This is a genomic window from Sulfitobacter sp. M05, from assembly GCF_029285175.1.
Classification (GTDB): Bacteria; Pseudomonadota; Alphaproteobacteria; order Rhodobacterales; family Rhodobacteraceae; genus Sulfitobacter.
The window spans coordinates 275,942-290,321 of the sequence record NZ_JABEDH010000002.1 but is presented as its reverse complement, the minus strand read 5'-3'; the positions used below and the strand labels follow the sequence as shown (position 1 = coordinate 290,321).

17 protein-coding genes are annotated in these 14,380 nt (G+C 59.7%); 9 read left to right on the top strand and 8 right to left on the bottom strand.

Annotated features, from left to right (window positions below; genetic code table 11):
* Window positions 1-100: 100 nt before the first annotated feature.
* A complete protein-coding gene (locus HKX44_RS09570) occupies window positions 101-583 on the top strand; it encodes an RNA pyrophosphohydrolase (RefSeq protein WP_276151102.1) in 483 nt (160 codons plus the stop codon).
* Window positions 583-1,044 carry a hypothetical protein gene (locus tag HKX44_RS09565; RefSeq protein ID WP_276151101.1) on the top strand — a complete coding sequence of 154 codons (462 nt, stop codon included), beginning with the start codon at window positions 583-585 and terminating at the stop codon, window positions 1,042-1,044. The genes HKX44_RS09570 and HKX44_RS09565 overlap by 1 nt, the downstream gene beginning before the upstream one ends.
* Here HKX44_RS09565 and HKX44_RS09560 read toward each other — a convergent pair.
* From HKX44_RS09560 to nth, 3 genes are read right to left on the bottom strand one after another with little or no spacing between them, the layout of a single operon-like run.
* The gene (locus HKX44_RS09560) at window positions 1,041-1,631 is read right to left on the bottom strand and encodes a GNAT family N-acetyltransferase (protein WP_276151100.1); all 591 of its coding nucleotides are present in this window, start codon (window positions 1,629-1,631) and stop codon (window positions 1,041-1,043) included. The genes HKX44_RS09565 and HKX44_RS09560 overlap by 4 nt on opposite strands.
* A 3-nt stretch (window positions 1,632-1,634) precedes the next feature.
* Window positions 1,635-2,624 carry an adenosine kinase gene (locus tag HKX44_RS09555; protein ID WP_276151099.1) on the bottom strand — a complete coding sequence of 330 codons (990 nt, stop codon included), beginning with the start codon at window positions 2,622-2,624 and terminating at the stop codon, window positions 1,635-1,637.
* An 18-nt stretch (window positions 2,625-2,642) separates the two neighbouring features.
* Window positions 2,643-3,290, bottom strand: coding sequence for an endonuclease III (nth, locus tag HKX44_RS09550; RefSeq protein ID WP_276151098.1), 648 nt, complete (start codon window positions 3,288-3,290; stop codon window positions 2,643-2,645).
* Between the two features lie 91 nt (window positions 3,291-3,381).
* On the opposite strand from nth, the gene HKX44_RS09545 reads away from it, so the two are divergent.
* The 3 genes from HKX44_RS09545 (at window position 3,382) to HKX44_RS09535 (ending at window position 5,710) form a co-directional block, all read left to right on the top strand.
* A complete protein-coding gene (locus HKX44_RS09545; protein ID WP_276151097.1) occupies window positions 3,382-4,245 on the top strand; it encodes a bifunctional helix-turn-helix domain-containing protein/methylated-DNA--[protein]-cysteine S-methyltransferase in 864 nt (287 codons plus the stop codon).
* Window positions 4,246-4,392: 147 nt separating this feature from the next.
* Window positions 4,393-5,061 (top strand): OmpA family protein, encoded by a 669-nt coding sequence (locus HKX44_RS09540; protein ID WP_276151096.1) that lies wholly within the window; start codon window positions 4,393-4,395, stop codon window positions 5,059-5,061.
* A 112-nt stretch (window positions 5,062-5,173) separates the two neighbouring features.
* On the top strand, window positions 5,174-5,710 hold the full coding sequence (locus HKX44_RS09535) for an NAD(P)H-dependent oxidoreductase (RefSeq protein ID WP_276151095.1): 537 nt from the start codon (window positions 5,174-5,176) through the stop codon (window positions 5,708-5,710).
* Here the strand turns inward: HKX44_RS09535 and HKX44_RS09530 are convergent.
* Complete coding sequence (locus HKX44_RS09530; protein ID WP_276151094.1) at window positions 5,707-6,156, bottom strand: VOC family protein; 450 nt, start codon at window positions 6,154-6,156, stop codon at window positions 5,707-5,709. The genes HKX44_RS09535 and HKX44_RS09530 overlap by 4 nt on opposite strands.
* A gap of 42 nt (window positions 6,157-6,198) precedes the next feature.
* On the opposite strand from HKX44_RS09530, the gene HKX44_RS09525 reads away from it, so the two are divergent.
* Window positions 6,199-6,990, top strand: a complete 792-nt coding sequence (locus tag HKX44_RS09525; protein ID WP_276153208.1) for a MaoC family dehydratase N-terminal domain-containing protein — start codon at window positions 6,199-6,201, stop codon at window positions 6,988-6,990.
* A gap of 89 nt (window positions 6,991-7,079) precedes the next feature.
* Here the strand turns inward: HKX44_RS09525 and HKX44_RS09520 are convergent, their stop codons facing one another.
* Window positions 7,080-8,111, bottom strand: a complete 1,032-nt coding sequence (locus tag HKX44_RS09520) for an FAD-binding oxidoreductase (RefSeq protein WP_276151883.1) — start codon at window positions 8,109-8,111, stop codon at window positions 7,080-7,082.
* A 58-nt stretch (window positions 8,112-8,169) separates the two neighbouring features.
* Between HKX44_RS09520 and mnmD the strand changes: the two genes are divergently transcribed.
* Both mnmD and HKX44_RS09510 read left to right on the top strand, forming a co-directional pair.
* Window positions 8,170-8,844: a tRNA (5-methylaminomethyl-2-thiouridine)(34)-methyltransferase MnmD gene (gene mnmD / locus HKX44_RS09515; RefSeq protein ID WP_276151092.1), complete on the top strand. Its 675-nt coding sequence runs from the start codon at window positions 8,170-8,172 to the stop codon at window positions 8,842-8,844.
* Window positions 8,841-9,719, top strand: a complete 879-nt coding sequence (locus HKX44_RS09510) for a DMT family transporter (RefSeq protein ID WP_276151091.1) — start codon at window positions 8,841-8,843, stop codon at window positions 9,717-9,719. The genes mnmD and HKX44_RS09510 overlap by 4 nt, the downstream gene beginning before the upstream one ends.
* On the opposite strand, the gene HKX44_RS09505 is transcribed toward HKX44_RS09510, so the two are convergent.
* Window positions 9,675-11,648: a lytic transglycosylase domain-containing protein gene (locus HKX44_RS09505; RefSeq protein ID WP_276151090.1), complete on the bottom strand. Its 1,974-nt coding sequence runs from the start codon at window positions 11,646-11,648 to the stop codon at window positions 9,675-9,677. The two genes, HKX44_RS09510 and HKX44_RS09505, sit on opposite strands and share 45 nt — an antisense overlap.
* A 137-nt stretch (window positions 11,649-11,785) precedes the next feature.
* On the opposite strand from HKX44_RS09505, the gene dapA reads away from it, so the two are divergent.
* A complete protein-coding gene (dapA, locus tag HKX44_RS09500; protein ID WP_276151089.1) occupies window positions 11,786-12,661 on the top strand; it encodes a 4-hydroxy-tetrahydrodipicolinate synthase in 876 nt (291 codons plus the stop codon).
* An 82-nt stretch (window positions 12,662-12,743) separates the two neighbouring features.
* Here dapA and HKX44_RS09495 read toward each other — a convergent pair whose 3' ends face one another.
* Together HKX44_RS09495 and HKX44_RS09490 are read right to left on the bottom strand one after the other, a co-directional pair.
* On the bottom strand, window positions 12,744-13,616 hold the full coding sequence (locus HKX44_RS09495) for a DmsC/YnfH family molybdoenzyme membrane anchor subunit (protein WP_276151088.1): 873 nt from the start codon (window positions 13,614-13,616) through the stop codon (window positions 12,744-12,746).
* On the bottom strand, window positions 13,616-14,362 hold the full coding sequence (locus HKX44_RS09490; RefSeq protein ID WP_276151087.1) for a 4Fe-4S dicluster domain-containing protein: 747 nt from the start codon (window positions 14,360-14,362) through the stop codon (window positions 13,616-13,618). The genes HKX44_RS09495 and HKX44_RS09490 overlap by 1 nt, the downstream gene beginning before the upstream one ends.
* Between the last annotated feature and the right edge of the window lie 18 nt (window positions 14,363-14,380).

Sequence of the window (14,380 nt, the reverse complement as noted above, 5' to 3'; positions counted from 1 at the left end):
GCACAACGCCGCGTCATAGAGGGGCTATTGGATAACAGACGCGAACCTGAGACAAGGGGAGCAAGTGAAATGTACCATTCCGATTGAAGGACACACGCCCATGACCCCCGAAGAAATTGCCAAGCTGCCCTACCGCCCCTGTGCCGGTGTGATGTTGTTGAACGCCGACGGGCTGGTCTTTGTCGGGCAACGCAAAGACAACCATTCAGAGGCCTGGCAGATGCCACAAGGCGGGGTGGAAAAAGGCGAAGACGCTGGTGAGGCCGCCTTGCGCGAACTGGAAGAAGAAACCGGTGTCTCGCGGGATCTGGTCACTGTGGTTGCCCAAACCGCTGATTGGCTGCCCTATGATTTGCCGCATGATCTGGTGCCAAAGCTGTGGAAGGGCAAGTATCGTGGGCAGGAACAGAAATGGTTCCTGATGCGATTTCAGGGCACGGATTCGCAGGTCAATATTGTGACCGAGCATCAGGAGTTCTCTGCATGGAAATGGCTGCCTGTTGATCAGTTGCTGGACAGTATCGTGCCGTTCAAGCGTGGCGTTTACGAGGTGCTTTTGAACGAATTCCGGGCGCATTTGTGATGCGTGCGCTTGCTCTGGCAATCGCGCTTTGCGCACCGGTGCCGGCGCTGGCGCTGTCCTGTCTGGCCCCAAGTGTTGATCGCAGCTATGCGCAATTTGCCGCCGCAGAAGAAGCCTATGTTGTCATTCATGGCCGCCTCAAGCTGGATATGTCCGAGATGCCCGATGGCATGACCCGCCCGCCCCGGATGACGCGCGTACCTGCCAGATTGCGGGGCCATTCTCTGAATGCGTTGGGGTTTGAGGTGCCGTTCAACCGACAGATCACGCTTGAGGTGACCTGTTTGAGCCAGTGGTGCGGTCATGTGCAAACTGGTGACGATATCCTTGCTTTTGTGCGCAAGGACGCGTCCGGTTATGCGCTGCGTGTGACGCCCTGTGGCGGATCGGTGTTTGGCTCTCCCGAACCTGAGGCGCGGGAACAGGTGGCCCGCTGTATGGCGGGCCGGGGATGTCCCTAACGGATCAGCGGCACATGTGGTGCGCTATCGGTGGCGGACACCCCTGACAGCCGCGGATCGTCGTCGACTTCTACCTGACGGCGATAGGGAACAAAGCCGCTGCGCATATAGAATCCCAATGCCTGCGCGCTATCAAGTGTGCAGGTCTGTAAATGAAAGCGATTGATCGGGGCGGCCCAGGCCAGGCTGATTGCCTTGTTCATCAGGCACCGGCCAGCGCCACTGCCGATCAGTTTCGGGGTCAGCCCGAAATACCCCAGTTCACATTCCCCGTCTTTGCGGAAATCAAGTTCCAGCAAGGCCTCGTCCTGCCCATCACGTGACAGCGTAAAGAGGGCAACCTTGGGGTCATTCAGGATCGCCATCAGTTTGGCATCTTCATAGGTCCGTCTGCGGTACCATAACCACGGAGAACCGACGCGGTCAAAGATGTCGCGATACCATGGTAGATCCGGCGTGACCTGACGAAAGGTAATCCCCTCGGGCAAGGGAAGTTCGCGCAGCGGCGGGGGTGTTGTCATCTCAAGGTAGGTGACAACCATCGCAACCTTGCCGTTGGGTACTTCATGCAAGCCGTTGTTCAACATAACTTAAACCAATCCGTCAGATTTGAAGGCCGCAAGCATGTCCTTTTGGGGGCGCGGCCCGATGTGGCTAATGACCTCGCCGGCACAGAGGTTGCCCATACGGCCACAGGTTTCCAGATCATGGCCTTTGGCCAGCCCATATAGGAAACCGGCGGCAAATTGATCACCGGCACCGGTGGCATCAATGGGCGTCACTGGGGTGACACCGACGTCAACGCGGGTGCCGTCCTTGATCAGGGTGACGCCGTCCGCAGAGCGGGTGCAGACCACATTGGCACAGATGTCTGCGGTCTTGGACAGGGCGGTTTCGATGCTGTCGGTCTCGAATAGGGATTTCAGCTCGGCTTCGTTTCCGATGACAAAACCCAGATCGTTTGTGATCAATGACAAAAAGTCAGCGCGGTGGCGTTCGACGCAGAAGGGATCGGAGATTGCGATGCCGGCAATGCCGCCGCCGGCATTGGTTGCGCGCGCCGCTTCGCGAAAGGCGGTTTTGCCAGCGTCTTCGTCAAACAGATACCCTTCAAGAAACATCATCTTGGCGTTACCGGCCACATCCGCTGGCACATCCTGCGAGGACAGACCGGTCGACACCCCCAGATACGTGTTCATAGAGCGTTCACCGTCCGGTGTGACGAAAATCATACTGCGCGAGGTTGGGCGATCCGCGCCGGCAACCGGCGGGTTCACGAAATCAATGCCGTGATCCGCCATCGCACTGGCGTAAAACTGACCCAGAGAATCGTCGCGTACCCGTCCAATGAATGCGGTCTGCAATCCCAATGCACCGGCTCCGGCGATGGTATTGGCAACCGATCCACCTGGGGTCTGCACCCGATCCGTCATCGCCCCATAAAGCAGTTCGGCGCGGTCCTGTTCTATCAGCTGCATGATGCCTTTTTCGATGCCCATATGCGCCAGAAAGCTGTCGTCGGTCTGCGAGATCACGTCCACAACGGCGTTGCCGATGCCAACAAGGTCATAGGTTTTCATGTGGTCTTCCTTTGGGGATTAATGGACGGTCTTGTCCTCGAATGGACAGAGATCCTTAATAATACATGTCGGGCACATAGGTTTGCGCGCCTTACAGTGATACCTGCCATGCAGAATCAGCCAATGATGCGCGTGCAGCTGGAAATCAGCGGGGATATTGTCTTCGACGGCGCGCTCTACGGCATCCACGGTTTTGCCCGGTGCGATGCCGGTGCGGTTGCCGACGCGAAAGATATGGGTGTCGACGGCTTGGGCCGGCTGTTGCCACCACATGTTCAACACCACATTGGCGGTCTTGCGTCCGACGCCGGGCAGAGATTGCAACGCGGCGCGAGAATTTGGCACTTCGCCACCATATTCATCGACCAGAATCTGGCTTAATTTCATCACGTTCTTCGCCTTTTGGCGGAACAATCCGATGGTCTTGATGTGATCGGTCAGCGCCTCCAACCCCAGATCCAGCATTTTCTGCGGAGTATCAGCGACTTTGAACAGCTCGTTTGTCGCTTTGTTCACGCCGGCATCTGTGGCCTGTGCGGAAAGCGCGACGGCAACGACCAATGTATAGACGTTCACGTGGTCCAACTCGCCCTTGGGTTCGGGGTCGGCCTCTTGAAAGCGGGTGAAAATCGCGCGGATGGTATGATAATCGAGCTGTTTTGCCATGACAGCCGGTATGGGCGAAACCCGCGAGCGGGGCAAGCCGTTGCGCATGTTTCGGGTCGCATGGGGCGTTAGAGGTGCCTAGATTGGGGGTATGAACCAAACAACACAAATTCCCGCTTTCGATGATGGCTATCATTACAACGTCATGCGCCGCGCTATTGACCTGCTGGACGGGGCCGATGAGACCCTGACGCTTGAACAGATAGCCGAGGCGATGGGCATGTCGGCGGCGCATTTCCAACGGTTGTTTTCGCGCTGGGTTGGGGTGTCGCCAAAACGCTATCAGCAATATCTGATGTTGGGGCAGGCCAAGGAAATGCTGCGCGCGCGGGCGACCACCTTGCAAGCCGCCCATGAGGTGGGGCTGTCCGGTACTGGTCGGTTGCACGATATGTTCCTGCGCTGGGAAGCGATGAGCCCGGGTGAATTTGCCCGCGCAGGTGCTGGTCTGACAATTCGTTGGGGGTGGTTCGACAGCCCCTTCGGTTTGGCTTTGGTGATGGGAACGGACAAGGGGATTTGCGGTCTCGCACTGGCTGCGGAAATGGGCAAAGACGCGGCGATGCAGGATCTGGTCGGGCGCTGGCCTGAGGCGACATTTATCGAAGACCCGGAAATGTTGCGGCCTTGGGTCATGACCGCTTTCGGAACCGGGCAAGGCGGGGCGGAGAAAGCGCCGGTTTACCTGATCGGCGCACCCTTCCAGATCAAGGTTTGGGAGGCGCTGTTGCGGGTGCCGTCGGGCCAGGTCACCACCTATTCCGACATTGCAAGCGCCATCGGCAATCCCAAAGCGGTACGCGCGGTGGGCACCGCCGTGGGGCGCAATCCGGTTTCATGGTTGATCCCCTGTCACCGTGCGCTGCGCAAATCGGGGGCATTGGGCGGCTATCATTGGGGGCTGCCGGTGAAACGGGCGATGCTGGCATTCGAGGCGGCCCGCACGGAAATCTAGGCTTGCGACAGGAGATGCGGACCGTGGGTGTCGGCAAGATACTGCCGATCTATATTTCCCCGTGATTTTATCCGCCTGTCGCCCCATATATACCTCATTGAACAATGTGCCCTGCCCGAACGGGGCCTGAACATAAAGGCAGTAGCTATGATTTCTTCCAGACTTTCCTTGGCCGCAGCGGTCGCAGGTTCTCTTGCGCTTGGGGCCTGTACACAACCCGCCGGTATTCTGGCGCAACCGGGCGATCCGAATCAGAAAACCAAAAACGGCGCACTGATCGGGGCCGCCTCCGGGGCGCTGATCGGGGCGTTGGCCAAAGACGACAACCGCGGTGACGGCGCACTGGTCGGGGCTGTTCTCGGCGGCGCGCTGGGGGCGGGCATCGGGTATAACCTCGATAAGCAAGAGGCCGAGTTACGCCAGCAAATGGGGTCAAACGTGGCGATCAACAACACCGGTGACCGGTTGATTGTGACGTTGCCCAACAATCTGTTGTTCGCGACGGACAGCACGGTTCTGACACCAACCTTGCAGGGCGACCTGCGGGCGTTGGCGCAAAACGTGCAGACTTATGGCAACTCTACCTTGCAGATCATCGGCCACACCGACAGCGACGGGGATGCAGGTTATAACCAGACATTGTCCGAAGGCCGCGCCCGTTCAGTGGCGAATGTTCTGATCAACAGCGGTGTACCTGCGCAGCGGCTGAGTGTTTTCGGACGTGGCGAAAGCCAGCCGGTTGCCAGCAACCTGTCCCCCGCAGGCAAGGCGCAGAACCGACGCGTTGAAATCGTGATCCTGCCCAACCCGGTCTGATCCCAAACCTTTGCAAAAACGCACAAAGCCCCTGCATCTTGCGGGGGCTTCTTGTATTTAGTCATTCGGGGCGCAGGTATAGAGCATCTGAATTTCCACAAGGAGCTTTCCTATGACTACCCCCAAACTTCTCGGTATTTCCGGATCATTGCGCCGCGATGCAACCAACACCAAACTGGTGCGCGAAGCCGCCCGGTTGTTTGGCGATAGTGCGTTCGATCTGCTCGACATCCGCTTTCCGCTTTATGATGGCGATGATGAGGCGGCTGAAGGTGTGCCACAGTTGGTACAGGATGCGGCCGCGCGGATTGCTGCTGCGGATGCGGTGATTATCTCGACCCCGGAATATAACAAAGGCCCCTCCGGTGTTCTCAAGAACGCGCTGGACTGGATCAGCCGCACCGGTGGTACCCCGTGGAACGACAAACCCGTTGCGGTGATGTCTGCTGCTGCCGGGCGTGCGGGCGGTGAGCGTGCGCAGATGGTACTGCGCGGGTTCATGGTGCCGTTTCGCCCCCGTATTCTGCAAGGACCGGAGATGCATCTGGCCTCCAGCTCGGAGGCATTTGATGCCGAGGGCCGGCTGGTTGATGAAAGATACATCCGCGATTTAAGCCAGTTGATGACCTCGCTGCGGGGGATGATCTAGGACGCAATAGGACCCGTCCGTCCCGTGGTTGGCGGGGTGTCGCGCCGGACCGCGATTTCGATCAGGTTTTGATCGGGATCGCGGATGTAGATCGAGGTCAGCAGCGACACCGCGCCGGTGCGGGGGACGGGGCCTGCCTCGACCGGTATGCCAAGGGCGCTGAGGTGTTGCGCCCAATCGGCCAAAGCGGTCTCTGTCAGGAAACATAAATCCGCGCTGCCGGCTGTGGGACAGGCGGCCTTGGGATCGAATTCACGGCCTTGCTGGTGCAGGTTGATCTTTGAGGTGCCAAAACAAAGCGCCCAGCGGCTGCTTCCGTCCGCGACTTGGAATTCCTGCGCCGTCATGCCCATCACAGTTTCGTAAAACGCGCGGGTTGCAGGGATATGCGCAACGGTCAGAACAAGGTGATCCAGCGCGGAAACGTTTGGCCCGGCTTGCGACATCGTGGGGATTTCCTTTATCCAGTTGGGATGGATACTGATCACATGCACAGCATAAGTCAAAGTGACTCAATGGATGCGGCGCGGGCCAATGCATTGTGCATCGCTTTGGGGTTACCCGCTGAGATTACAATCGATAGTGCGCTGGCACCGTTTTTTCATCAGCTCTATTTCTGGGAGCCACAGCCGGCGGCAGTGTTGGGCCGGGATGGGCATCCGAAAGTTGGCGGCTTGATTCCTGACATGGGGTTGCCGCGCCGGATGTGGGCGGCGGGCCGGCTGGCGTTTCACGCGCCCCTCAGGGCGGGACATTCCGCAACCTGTGTCAGCCATTGCGAGCGTGTCGCGCACAAACAGGGCCGCAGCGGGCCGCTGGGTTTTGTGACTTTGCGCCATGAGGTGCATCAGGACGGGGTGCATTGCCTCAGCGAGTGGCAGGATCTGGTGTATCGCGAAGACGCAAAGCCTGACGCAGCCAAACCCACGGTGATTGCCGCGCGCACCGATGAAGAGCAGCGCCGCGAGGTTTCGTTTTCGTCAACCCTGTTGTTTCGCTATTCCGCGCTTACGTTTAATGGGCACCGCATTCATTACGATCTTGATTATGCCCGTGATATTGAGGGGTATGGCGGGCTGGTCGTGCATGGCCCTCTTTTGGCGCAACTGCTGATGCTGATGGCACAAGAGCAGCTTGGCCCGCTTGAAACCTTCCGCTTCCGCGCCACATCCCCGTTGATGCATTTCGAAACGGCAACACTGTGTAGCAAAGGGCGGGATTTTTGGGTGCGCGGGCCTGACGGGCGGCAATGCATGTCCGCGCAGGCCCATAGCGCCTGACCTTAAATTTGAATTCCCAATACTCTGACACGCGACGCGTTCGCGGGACATTGGGGATAGGAAACGCGTCAGGTTAGGGGCCGGACGCTTTAGAAATTCGCGGCAACACGAAAACCTTCTGGAATTTCGTCGCGCCCTTCCAGCATCAGATCGGCCATCACATCTGCGATTTTCGGGGCCATACCGAAACCGATTTTGAACCCGCCATTTGCGATAAAGTGGTTTTCGCGGTCCGGCCATGGCCCCAGCATCGGCGCACGGCTGCGCGCACGGGGGCGGATGCCGGCCCAGCGTTCCAGCACTGGCGCATCGGCAAGGACGGGCAGGGCGGCGCGGGCCTTGGCAATTACATCCTCCAGCTGGCTGTCGGTTTCCTTAATCGAGGTATAGTCGCGTTCTGATGTGGACCCGATGGCAACTGTGCCGTTGTTGTGCGGAATGACGTGAATGCCGTCGGCGTATAGTTGTGGCAATCCGCGGGCGTCGAAATCCAACAGCGCGGCCTGGCCTTTGACACCGCCGCCCATGCTGCGACTGTGTTGCGCGCTCAGCGCCTCAAGGCCCGCAATGCCCGTCGCCCAGAGGACCTTACCGGCGTCAGGGCCATTGTGCTGGAGGGCGACCCCTTGCGCCGCCAGTCCGGCCACCAGCGCCTGACAGGCCCGACGGGGGTGGACCAGCGCACTCAGGGTGTCGCGGATCACAAAGCCGGCGGGGCTGTGCGGTTCCCAGTCTGTGGATGTGGCAGGCAGAACCTCCCAATGTGCATGTTCTTGCCACAACTCCCGTGCTGTCTGGCCGCGTTTGCGGGCCAGTATCAGCGCATGATCATCGGCAATCGGTTGCAGCCGCCCGTTACGGGCATATCCGGCTGACAGGCCACTTGCGGCCTCGACCTCTGCCCAGAACCCTTTGGCCATTAACAAGCTGTCCAGCTGAAATGCCTTTTTCGGGTTCCAGTGTTCCGGTGCATGTGGGGCAAGGGCACCGACAAGGCCGCCGCTGCTGCCGGCCGCGGGGCCGAACGGATCAATGATCTGTACCCGGGCACCACGGGTGACTGCGGCCCAAGCGACCGATAGGCCAAAGATGCCCGCACCGCGAATTGTCAGATCGTATATTGCCAATGCCCATTCCTTCACGCATGCCTGCGGTGTGACCTCTTTACGCGGGAAGCCCATGCAAAACCAGACTGATCAGATCACGTGGCGGGACGGCGATGTGCCGGTTTCGACCCGTTTTGATGACCCATTTTTCAGCCTTGAGAATGGCGTGGCCGAGACGCAGCATGTTTTTCTGGACGGCAACGATCTGCCCGCCCGGTTTGCCCCCGGTTTTCATATTGCCGAACTGGGATTTGGCACCGGTTTGAACCTGCTGGTTGCCTGGGATGCATGGCAGAGGACCGGCCTTCAAGGGCCGCTGCATTTCACCAGTTTCGAGGCCTATCCGATGCCGCCCGCCGATATGGCCCGCGCGCATCAGGCATTTCCGTCGTTTGATGGCAAACGCGATGCGCTGACGGCAGCGTGGCAGGGCAGGGGCGCGGTGATCGAATTGCCTGGTCTGCACGCCGAAGTGATCGAGGGCGATGCACGACAGAGCTTGCCCGTATGGCAGGGCCGCGCCGATGCGTGGTTTCTCGACGGGTTTTCGCCAGCCAAAAACCCCGAGCTGTGGTCGCCCGAACTTATGCTTGAGGTTGGCGCGCATACGGCCCCCGGTGGCACCGCGGCGACCTATACCGCCGCGGGGTTTGTGCGGCGGGGCCTGAGCGCCGCAGGGTTCACGGTTGAGCGCAGCACAGGATACGGACGTAAACGCCATATGACCCGAGCAAGGATGCCGTCATGAGCCAAAGCAACAATATCCCCCTTGGTATCATCCTGATGATCGCCACCACCTTTGTGTTTGCGGTTCAGGACGGGCTGTCGCGCCATCTGGCGGGTGAATACAATGTTCTGATGGTGGTGATGATCCGTTACTGGTTTTTTGCCGCTTTTGTGATCGCCCTTGGACGGCGCAACGCCGGCAGTATTCGGGCGGCGGCCAAGACCGCCCAGCCGGTCTTGCAGATTTCTCGCGGGCTTTTGCTGGCCGCCGAGATTTGTGTGATGGTTGTGTCCTTCACCATTCTGGGGTTGGTTGAAAGCCATGCCGTCTTTACCTGTTACCCCCTGCTGGTGGCGGCCTTGTCGGGGCCGGTTCTGGGGGAAACCGTGGGCTGGCGGCGGTGGGCCGCGATTGGCGTCGGGTTCATCGGGGTGATTGTGATCCTGCAACCGGGCGGCGGCGTGTTTGAACCGGCTGCTGTTATTCCGCTGCTGGCGGCGGCGATGTTTGCGGTCTACGGGTTGCTGACCCGCTTTGCAGGCCGTCAGGACACCACCGCGACCAGTTTTTTCTGGACCGGTGTGTCGGGGGCGGTGGCGATGACGCTTGTCGGGATCTGGTTTTGGGAACCGATGACCAGCACCGACTGGATTTACATGTTGTTTCTGTGTGTCACAGGGGTGACCGGCCACTGGCTGTTGATCCGCTGTTATGAGGTGGCCGAGGCCAGTGCGGTGCAGCCCTTTGCCTATTTCCAGCTGGCTTTTGGCGCGATTATCGGGATCAGCATGTTTGGCGAAACGGTGCGCACCAATGTGGCCATCGGTGCGGCAATCATCATTGCGGCGGGGCTATTCACCTTCTGGCGCGAGCGCCTTAAGAGTCGCGCCGGTTAGCTCTTGTGAGAACGGAATGGGCAGCGGCTCTTTGCCCAGTCGTGCGCGGTAGATCGGCAGGCTTTCGGTCACCCGCATGATGTAGTTTTGGGTTTCGCGAAACGGCACCATTTCGACCCAGTCAACAATGTCAATGTCACCTTTGCGCGGATCGCCATAGTCCGCCATCCAGCGCGGCGGACGCGACGGGCCCGCGTTATAGGCAGCAGAAACCATCACGACATTGCCGTCAAACCGCTGGGCCATCTGCGACAGGTACTCCGCCCCCAGCCGCGCGTTATACACCGGATCGGCGGTCAAACGATCGGCGGTGTGCAAATCGCTGACACCCAGATCACGGGCCACATCACGTGCTGTCGCCGGCATGATCTGCATCAGCCCACGCGCGCCGACACCGCTTTGCACCACGGGGTCGAATTCACTTTCACGCCGGGCAATTGCAAGGGTCATTTCTGGCACCATCGGCAGGTCCATCTGCGTCAGAGGGTGCAGCGCGTAATAGGGGGCGGCAATCGTCAGGCCACGGCGCGCGGCACGTTTGCCAATCATCACCGCCAGATGCGGCTGGTCGGTATCAATCGCCGCCTGCCCCAGCATGGCGATATCTTCGGGTACCAGTTGTTCGGCAAGGTGGGTCCAGAAGCGTTCGGCAAGGGTCAATTCTCCTGAGGCCTGCAACAACATGCCTGCCTCAAACAGCGGCGCATTGGCCAGCGGGGAGTTGCGCCAGTATTGCGCAGGGGCCGCCCCTGTAAGGCCGGCATCAAACGGCACATTGGCGCGTTCTGCCGCCAGCAATCCGTAAAACGATGTCTGGTATTCCGCGCCCATCTCATAGGCCAGCTGTGCCTCCTCGGATTTGCCCATGGCCTCTAATGCGCGGCCCTGCCAGTATCCGGCGCGGCCCTGTGAAATGGGCGACTGCACAACGCTGTCGTGGTTCAGGAAATGCTGCAAGGCGGCTTCGGGGTCATTCAGAAACCGCAGGGCGATATAGCCGGACAACCACTCAAGATCGGCATAATGCGACCCGTCCTCAAGAAAATGTTGCGAGGCCATAGCATAGGCGCGTTTAGGATCACCCGAGCGCATTTCGCCCCGTGCCAGCGCACGCCGCCGGTTGGCCCATGCCTCGGGGCGGCCCAATGCATCGACGCTGGTTGACTGGGCCAGCAGCAACGCCTTGGCGCTGTCCACAAGGCCCTTGCGGATGCGCCATTCGAAACGGTCCGCTTGTAGCCCTGCATCGGCGGCTTGCGTGTCGGGCAGAGCGTCAATCAGATCATTCACATTACCGGCCCGCTTTTGCAGGGCGATACGGGCCTCTGCCAGTGCAATGGCGTCTTTGCTGACCAGATCAAACATCTGCCGCGCTTCTGCGTGTTCTCTTTGCCAGAGCAAGGCATCAAGCCGGGCCTCGTGATGAGGCTGTAACAGGGCGTCATGGGCCGCTAGAAACAGGGCCTGCGACGTCGGGTTCATGGGCATGGTGCGCCATGCCAGAACGACGTTTGCCTCGGCCGCACCGGCCTGGCCCGCGCGGGTTAACGCTGCCGCATGGGCCAGAACACCACGCGGGGTCTGCGCGGGCATCGCCGCGAAAAAGGCCAGAATCGCGGCCTCGTCCTGTTGGATCACCACCGCCTCTGACTGTTTGCGCAAATAGGCCTCTCCGGGCCAGTCCGGGCGACGGTCGAGAAAGGCGCGCACCTGCGGATAAGTGCCCCGTCCGGCGCGCAGGCGCTGCCATTCGATCACATCGGCGGCAACCTGTCCGTCACGCGCCGCCAATTGTGCTGCAACCTGCCAATTGCCGTTGCGCATGGCCTCCATCGCCCAGCCCAAGGGGCGGGGGCGTTCGGCTGACGCGCTAAAGGTTGTGAGGAAAACAAGCAGCACTGCGGTTAGAATCCGTGTCATCACTTGCATTTCCTGTCGGCAAAGGGCTAGAGCCTTGCATCATATCGAATAGGCTGGCGCAATCAAATCACAACGCCGGTATTGTCCCCGTCAGGCGAATGCCTGTCGTCACCGTCCAAGTTTGGCACAACAAAAGGAGCGTGCACATGTTCAAAGGCTCACTGCCTGCCCTCGTCACGCCGTTTCGCAACGGCGCGCTGGATTTGGAGACACTGAAGAAACTTGTGGAGTGGCATATCGGCGAAGGGTCGAACGGGTTGGTTCCTGTTGGCACCACCGGCGAATCGCCCACACTGACCCATGGTGAACATGAAACCGTCGTTGAAGAGGTGGTTAAGGCCGCCGCTGGCCGCATTCCGGTAATTGCCGGCGCGGGCTCAAACAACACGGTTGAATCCATCCGTCTGGCGCAACACGCTGAAAAAGTGGGTGCGGACGCGATTCTGGTTGTTACCCCCTATTACAACAAGCCGACACAGCGTGGTTTGATCGCACATTTCACCGCGATCCATGATGCCTGTGGCCTGCCGATCATCATTTACAACATCCCGCCGCGCTCGGTCATTGATATGACGCCCGAGACGATGGGCGAACTGGCCAAACTGCCGCGCATTGTCGGGGTCAAGGACGCAACCGGCGATCTGGCCCGTGTCAGCCTGCAACGGATCACCTGTGGTACCGATTTCTGCCAGCTGTCAGGGGAAGACCCAACCGCGCACGGGTTTAACGCTCAGGGTGGTGTCGGCTGTATTTCGGTAACGGCCAATGTCGCGCCACGTTTGTCCAGTCTGCTTCAGGCGGCCTGTGCCAAGGGTGACTATGCCGCCGCGCTGGAAATTCAGGACCGGCTGATGCCGTTGCATAAGGCGATCTTTACAGAGCCGGGTCTGGTCGGCGTGAAATACGCTATGTCACAGCTGGGTCTTTGCGCGGATGAAGTGCGCCTGCCGCTGACCAGCCTGCTGGACGAGACCAAGGTGCTGGTCGATGCCGCCCTGCGTCACGCCGGTTTGCTGGACTGATCTCAAAAACGCGTAAGGCGGGGATACCCCCGCCCTACATCACGATGTACCGCTGGGCGGGGTGTATCCTCGCCGCCGTGCCCTAGCGTTTGCCGTAGTACAGGCCGACAACATGTTCCGCCTGCGCAAAGAACAGCCAGCGCGCGGTCAGCACCCCGGCGACATGTGCCAGTACGGCAATCACGGCAATGATGTGGTTGAAGGGCAAAAGCAGCAGCACAATCGGCAGGATGCCCATCAGGATCAAGGCGATGATCCGCAGCTTTGAGGCGTGTTTGCGCCCGATCACATGTACAAATTCGCGCAGCAGATAGTTGGTGCCAGTATGGGGCGGCTCAAAAGCGCGTACCGTGCCGACATCCCCCAACTGTGTGGCCGAGGCCATGGTGGTGCCACTTTGCGCCAGCCGTTTGTCGCCGATCAACCATGTCGCGATTTGAAGGCAGGCGGCGATCAGGATCAACACCACAGCGCTTTGGACCTGTCCGGCCAACAGGGCCCCGCCAGCCAGTGAAAGCGACAGAAAGTTCAGTGGCGTCAAGGGCATATGCCAGCGCGGTACAGTCTTGAGCTGGGCATAGATCATCGAAGTGGTAAAGACGGTGCCGAGCGAAAACAGCGCCCCCAGAAGGCCCACAAGCGTCCAGCGGCTATCAAAGAAGACCAGACCAAGCCCGTAGATGCCCATCAGAACAAGGGCGGCAACCGCGCACCATGCTTCGCGGCTCAGCCAGCTTGAGCGCCACTGCGTAAACGCCTTGAGCGCACGTTCCGGATGGCCAAGGTGGAAGGTGGAAGAGATCAGCCCGCCTACTGCCAGAAGATAGGCGATGGTGAAAAACGCAAAGGCGGAAAAGCCGGTGACCGCCGGAATACCAAGGCCAAGCCAAGCCAGCAGGCCAAAGCCAAGCCCCGAGAAAACAGAGAAGAAAATTACGGAAGGTGCCGGATGCATCAGATTTTCTCCAGAGCTTTGTCGAGCCAACCAAGGAAGCCTTTGGGCTCGGCGATCACGGGTTCAAGGAAAGGGGCCAGAACATCAAATTCCGGTAATGCATCCTTGGGCCGGGGCGGCAGGTATTTGTTCACTGGCTTGGTGCCTTGTTCGGGCATCAGGTCGACGCCACCGCGTTCCAGCACCAGCTGGCTGACATCGCTGTCGGGATCTCCCAAGTCGCCAAAATGGCGGGCACCGGCAGGGCAGGTGCGCACGCAGCTGGGCACACGATCGACCTTGGGCAGGTTTTCGTTATAGATGCGATCAACGCAGAGCGTGCATTTCTTCATCACTTTCTCTTCCTGATCCATTTCGCGCGCGCCGTAAGGGCAGGCCCAGGCACAAAGCCCACAACCGATACAGTCGCTTTCGTTCACCAGAACGATGCCGTCTTCGACCCGTTTATAGCTGGCACCCGTGGGGCAAACGGTGACGCAGGGCGCGTCCTCGCAATGCAGGCAGGATTTGGGGAAGTGGATGAGTTGCGCGGCACCCTGTTCCGGCTGCACCTCATAGGAATGCACGCGGTTCAGAAAGGTGCCGGAGGGGTCCGCGCCGTAAGGGTCTTGGTCCGACAGGGGGGCACCGTAGTTTTCGGTGTTCCAGCCTTTGCAGGAAATCACACAGGCATGGCATCCGACACAGGTGTCCAGATCAATGACAAGACCGAGCTTTTTGTCGGTGGATTGGGGCAGGGTCGTCATGGGTGGCGCTCCTTGCTG

Excerpts from the sequence above, each read along its gene's own strand:
- HKX44_RS09505 (WP_276151090.1), bottom strand. The coding sequence starts at position 11,648 with ATGCAAGTGATGACACGGATTCTAACCGCAGTGCTGCTTGTTTTCCTC.
- HKX44_RS09560 (WP_276151100.1), bottom strand. The coding sequence starts at position 1,631 with ATGTTGAACAACGGCTTGCATGAAGTACCCAACGGCAAGGTTGCGATG.
- HKX44_RS09540 (WP_276151096.1), top strand. The coding sequence starts at position 4,393 with ATGATTTCTTCCAGACTTTCCTTGGCCGCAGCGGTCGCAGGTTCTCTT.
- HKX44_RS09565 (WP_276151101.1), top strand. The coding sequence starts at position 583 with ATGCGTGCGCTTGCTCTGGCAATCGCGCTTTGCGCACCGGTGCCGGCG.
- HKX44_RS09530 (WP_276151094.1), bottom strand. The coding sequence starts at position 6,156 with ATGTCGCAAGCCGGGCCAAACGTTTCCGCGCTGGATCACCTTGTTCTG.
- mnmD (WP_276151092.1), top strand. The coding sequence starts at position 8,170 with ATGCAAAACCAGACTGATCAGATCACGTGGCGGGACGGCGATGTGCCG.
- HKX44_RS09555 (WP_276151099.1), bottom strand. The coding sequence starts at position 2,624 with ATGAAAACCTATGACCTTGTTGGCATCGGCAACGCCGTTGTGGACGTG.
- dapA (WP_276151089.1), top strand. The coding sequence starts at position 11,786 with ATGTTCAAAGGCTCACTGCCTGCCCTCGTCACGCCGTTTCGCAACGGC.
- HKX44_RS09570 (WP_276151102.1), top strand. The coding sequence starts at position 101 with ATGACCCCCGAAGAAATTGCCAAGCTGCCCTACCGCCCCTGTGCCGGT.
- nth (WP_276151098.1), bottom strand. The coding sequence starts at position 3,290 with ATGGCAAAACAGCTCGATTATCATACCATCCGCGCGATTTTCACCCGC.
- HKX44_RS09535 (WP_276151095.1), top strand. The coding sequence starts at position 5,174 with ATGACTACCCCCAAACTTCTCGGTATTTCCGGATCATTGCGCCGCGAT.
- HKX44_RS09510 (WP_276151091.1), top strand. The coding sequence starts at position 8,841 with ATGAGCCAAAGCAACAATATCCCCCTTGGTATCATCCTGATGATCGCC.
- HKX44_RS09525 (WP_276153208.1), top strand. The coding sequence starts at position 6,199 with ATGCACAGCATAAGTCAAAGTGACTCAATGGATGCGGCGCGGGCCAAT.
- HKX44_RS09490 (WP_276151087.1), bottom strand. The coding sequence starts at position 14,362 with ATGACGACCCTGCCCCAATCCACCGACAAAAAGCTCGGTCTTGTCATT.
- HKX44_RS09545 (WP_276151097.1), top strand. The coding sequence starts at position 3,382 with ATGAACCAAACAACACAAATTCCCGCTTTCGATGATGGCTATCATTAC.
- HKX44_RS09495 (WP_276151088.1), bottom strand. The coding sequence starts at position 13,616 with ATGCATCCGGCACCTTCCGTAATTTTCTTCTCTGTTTTCTCGGGGCTT.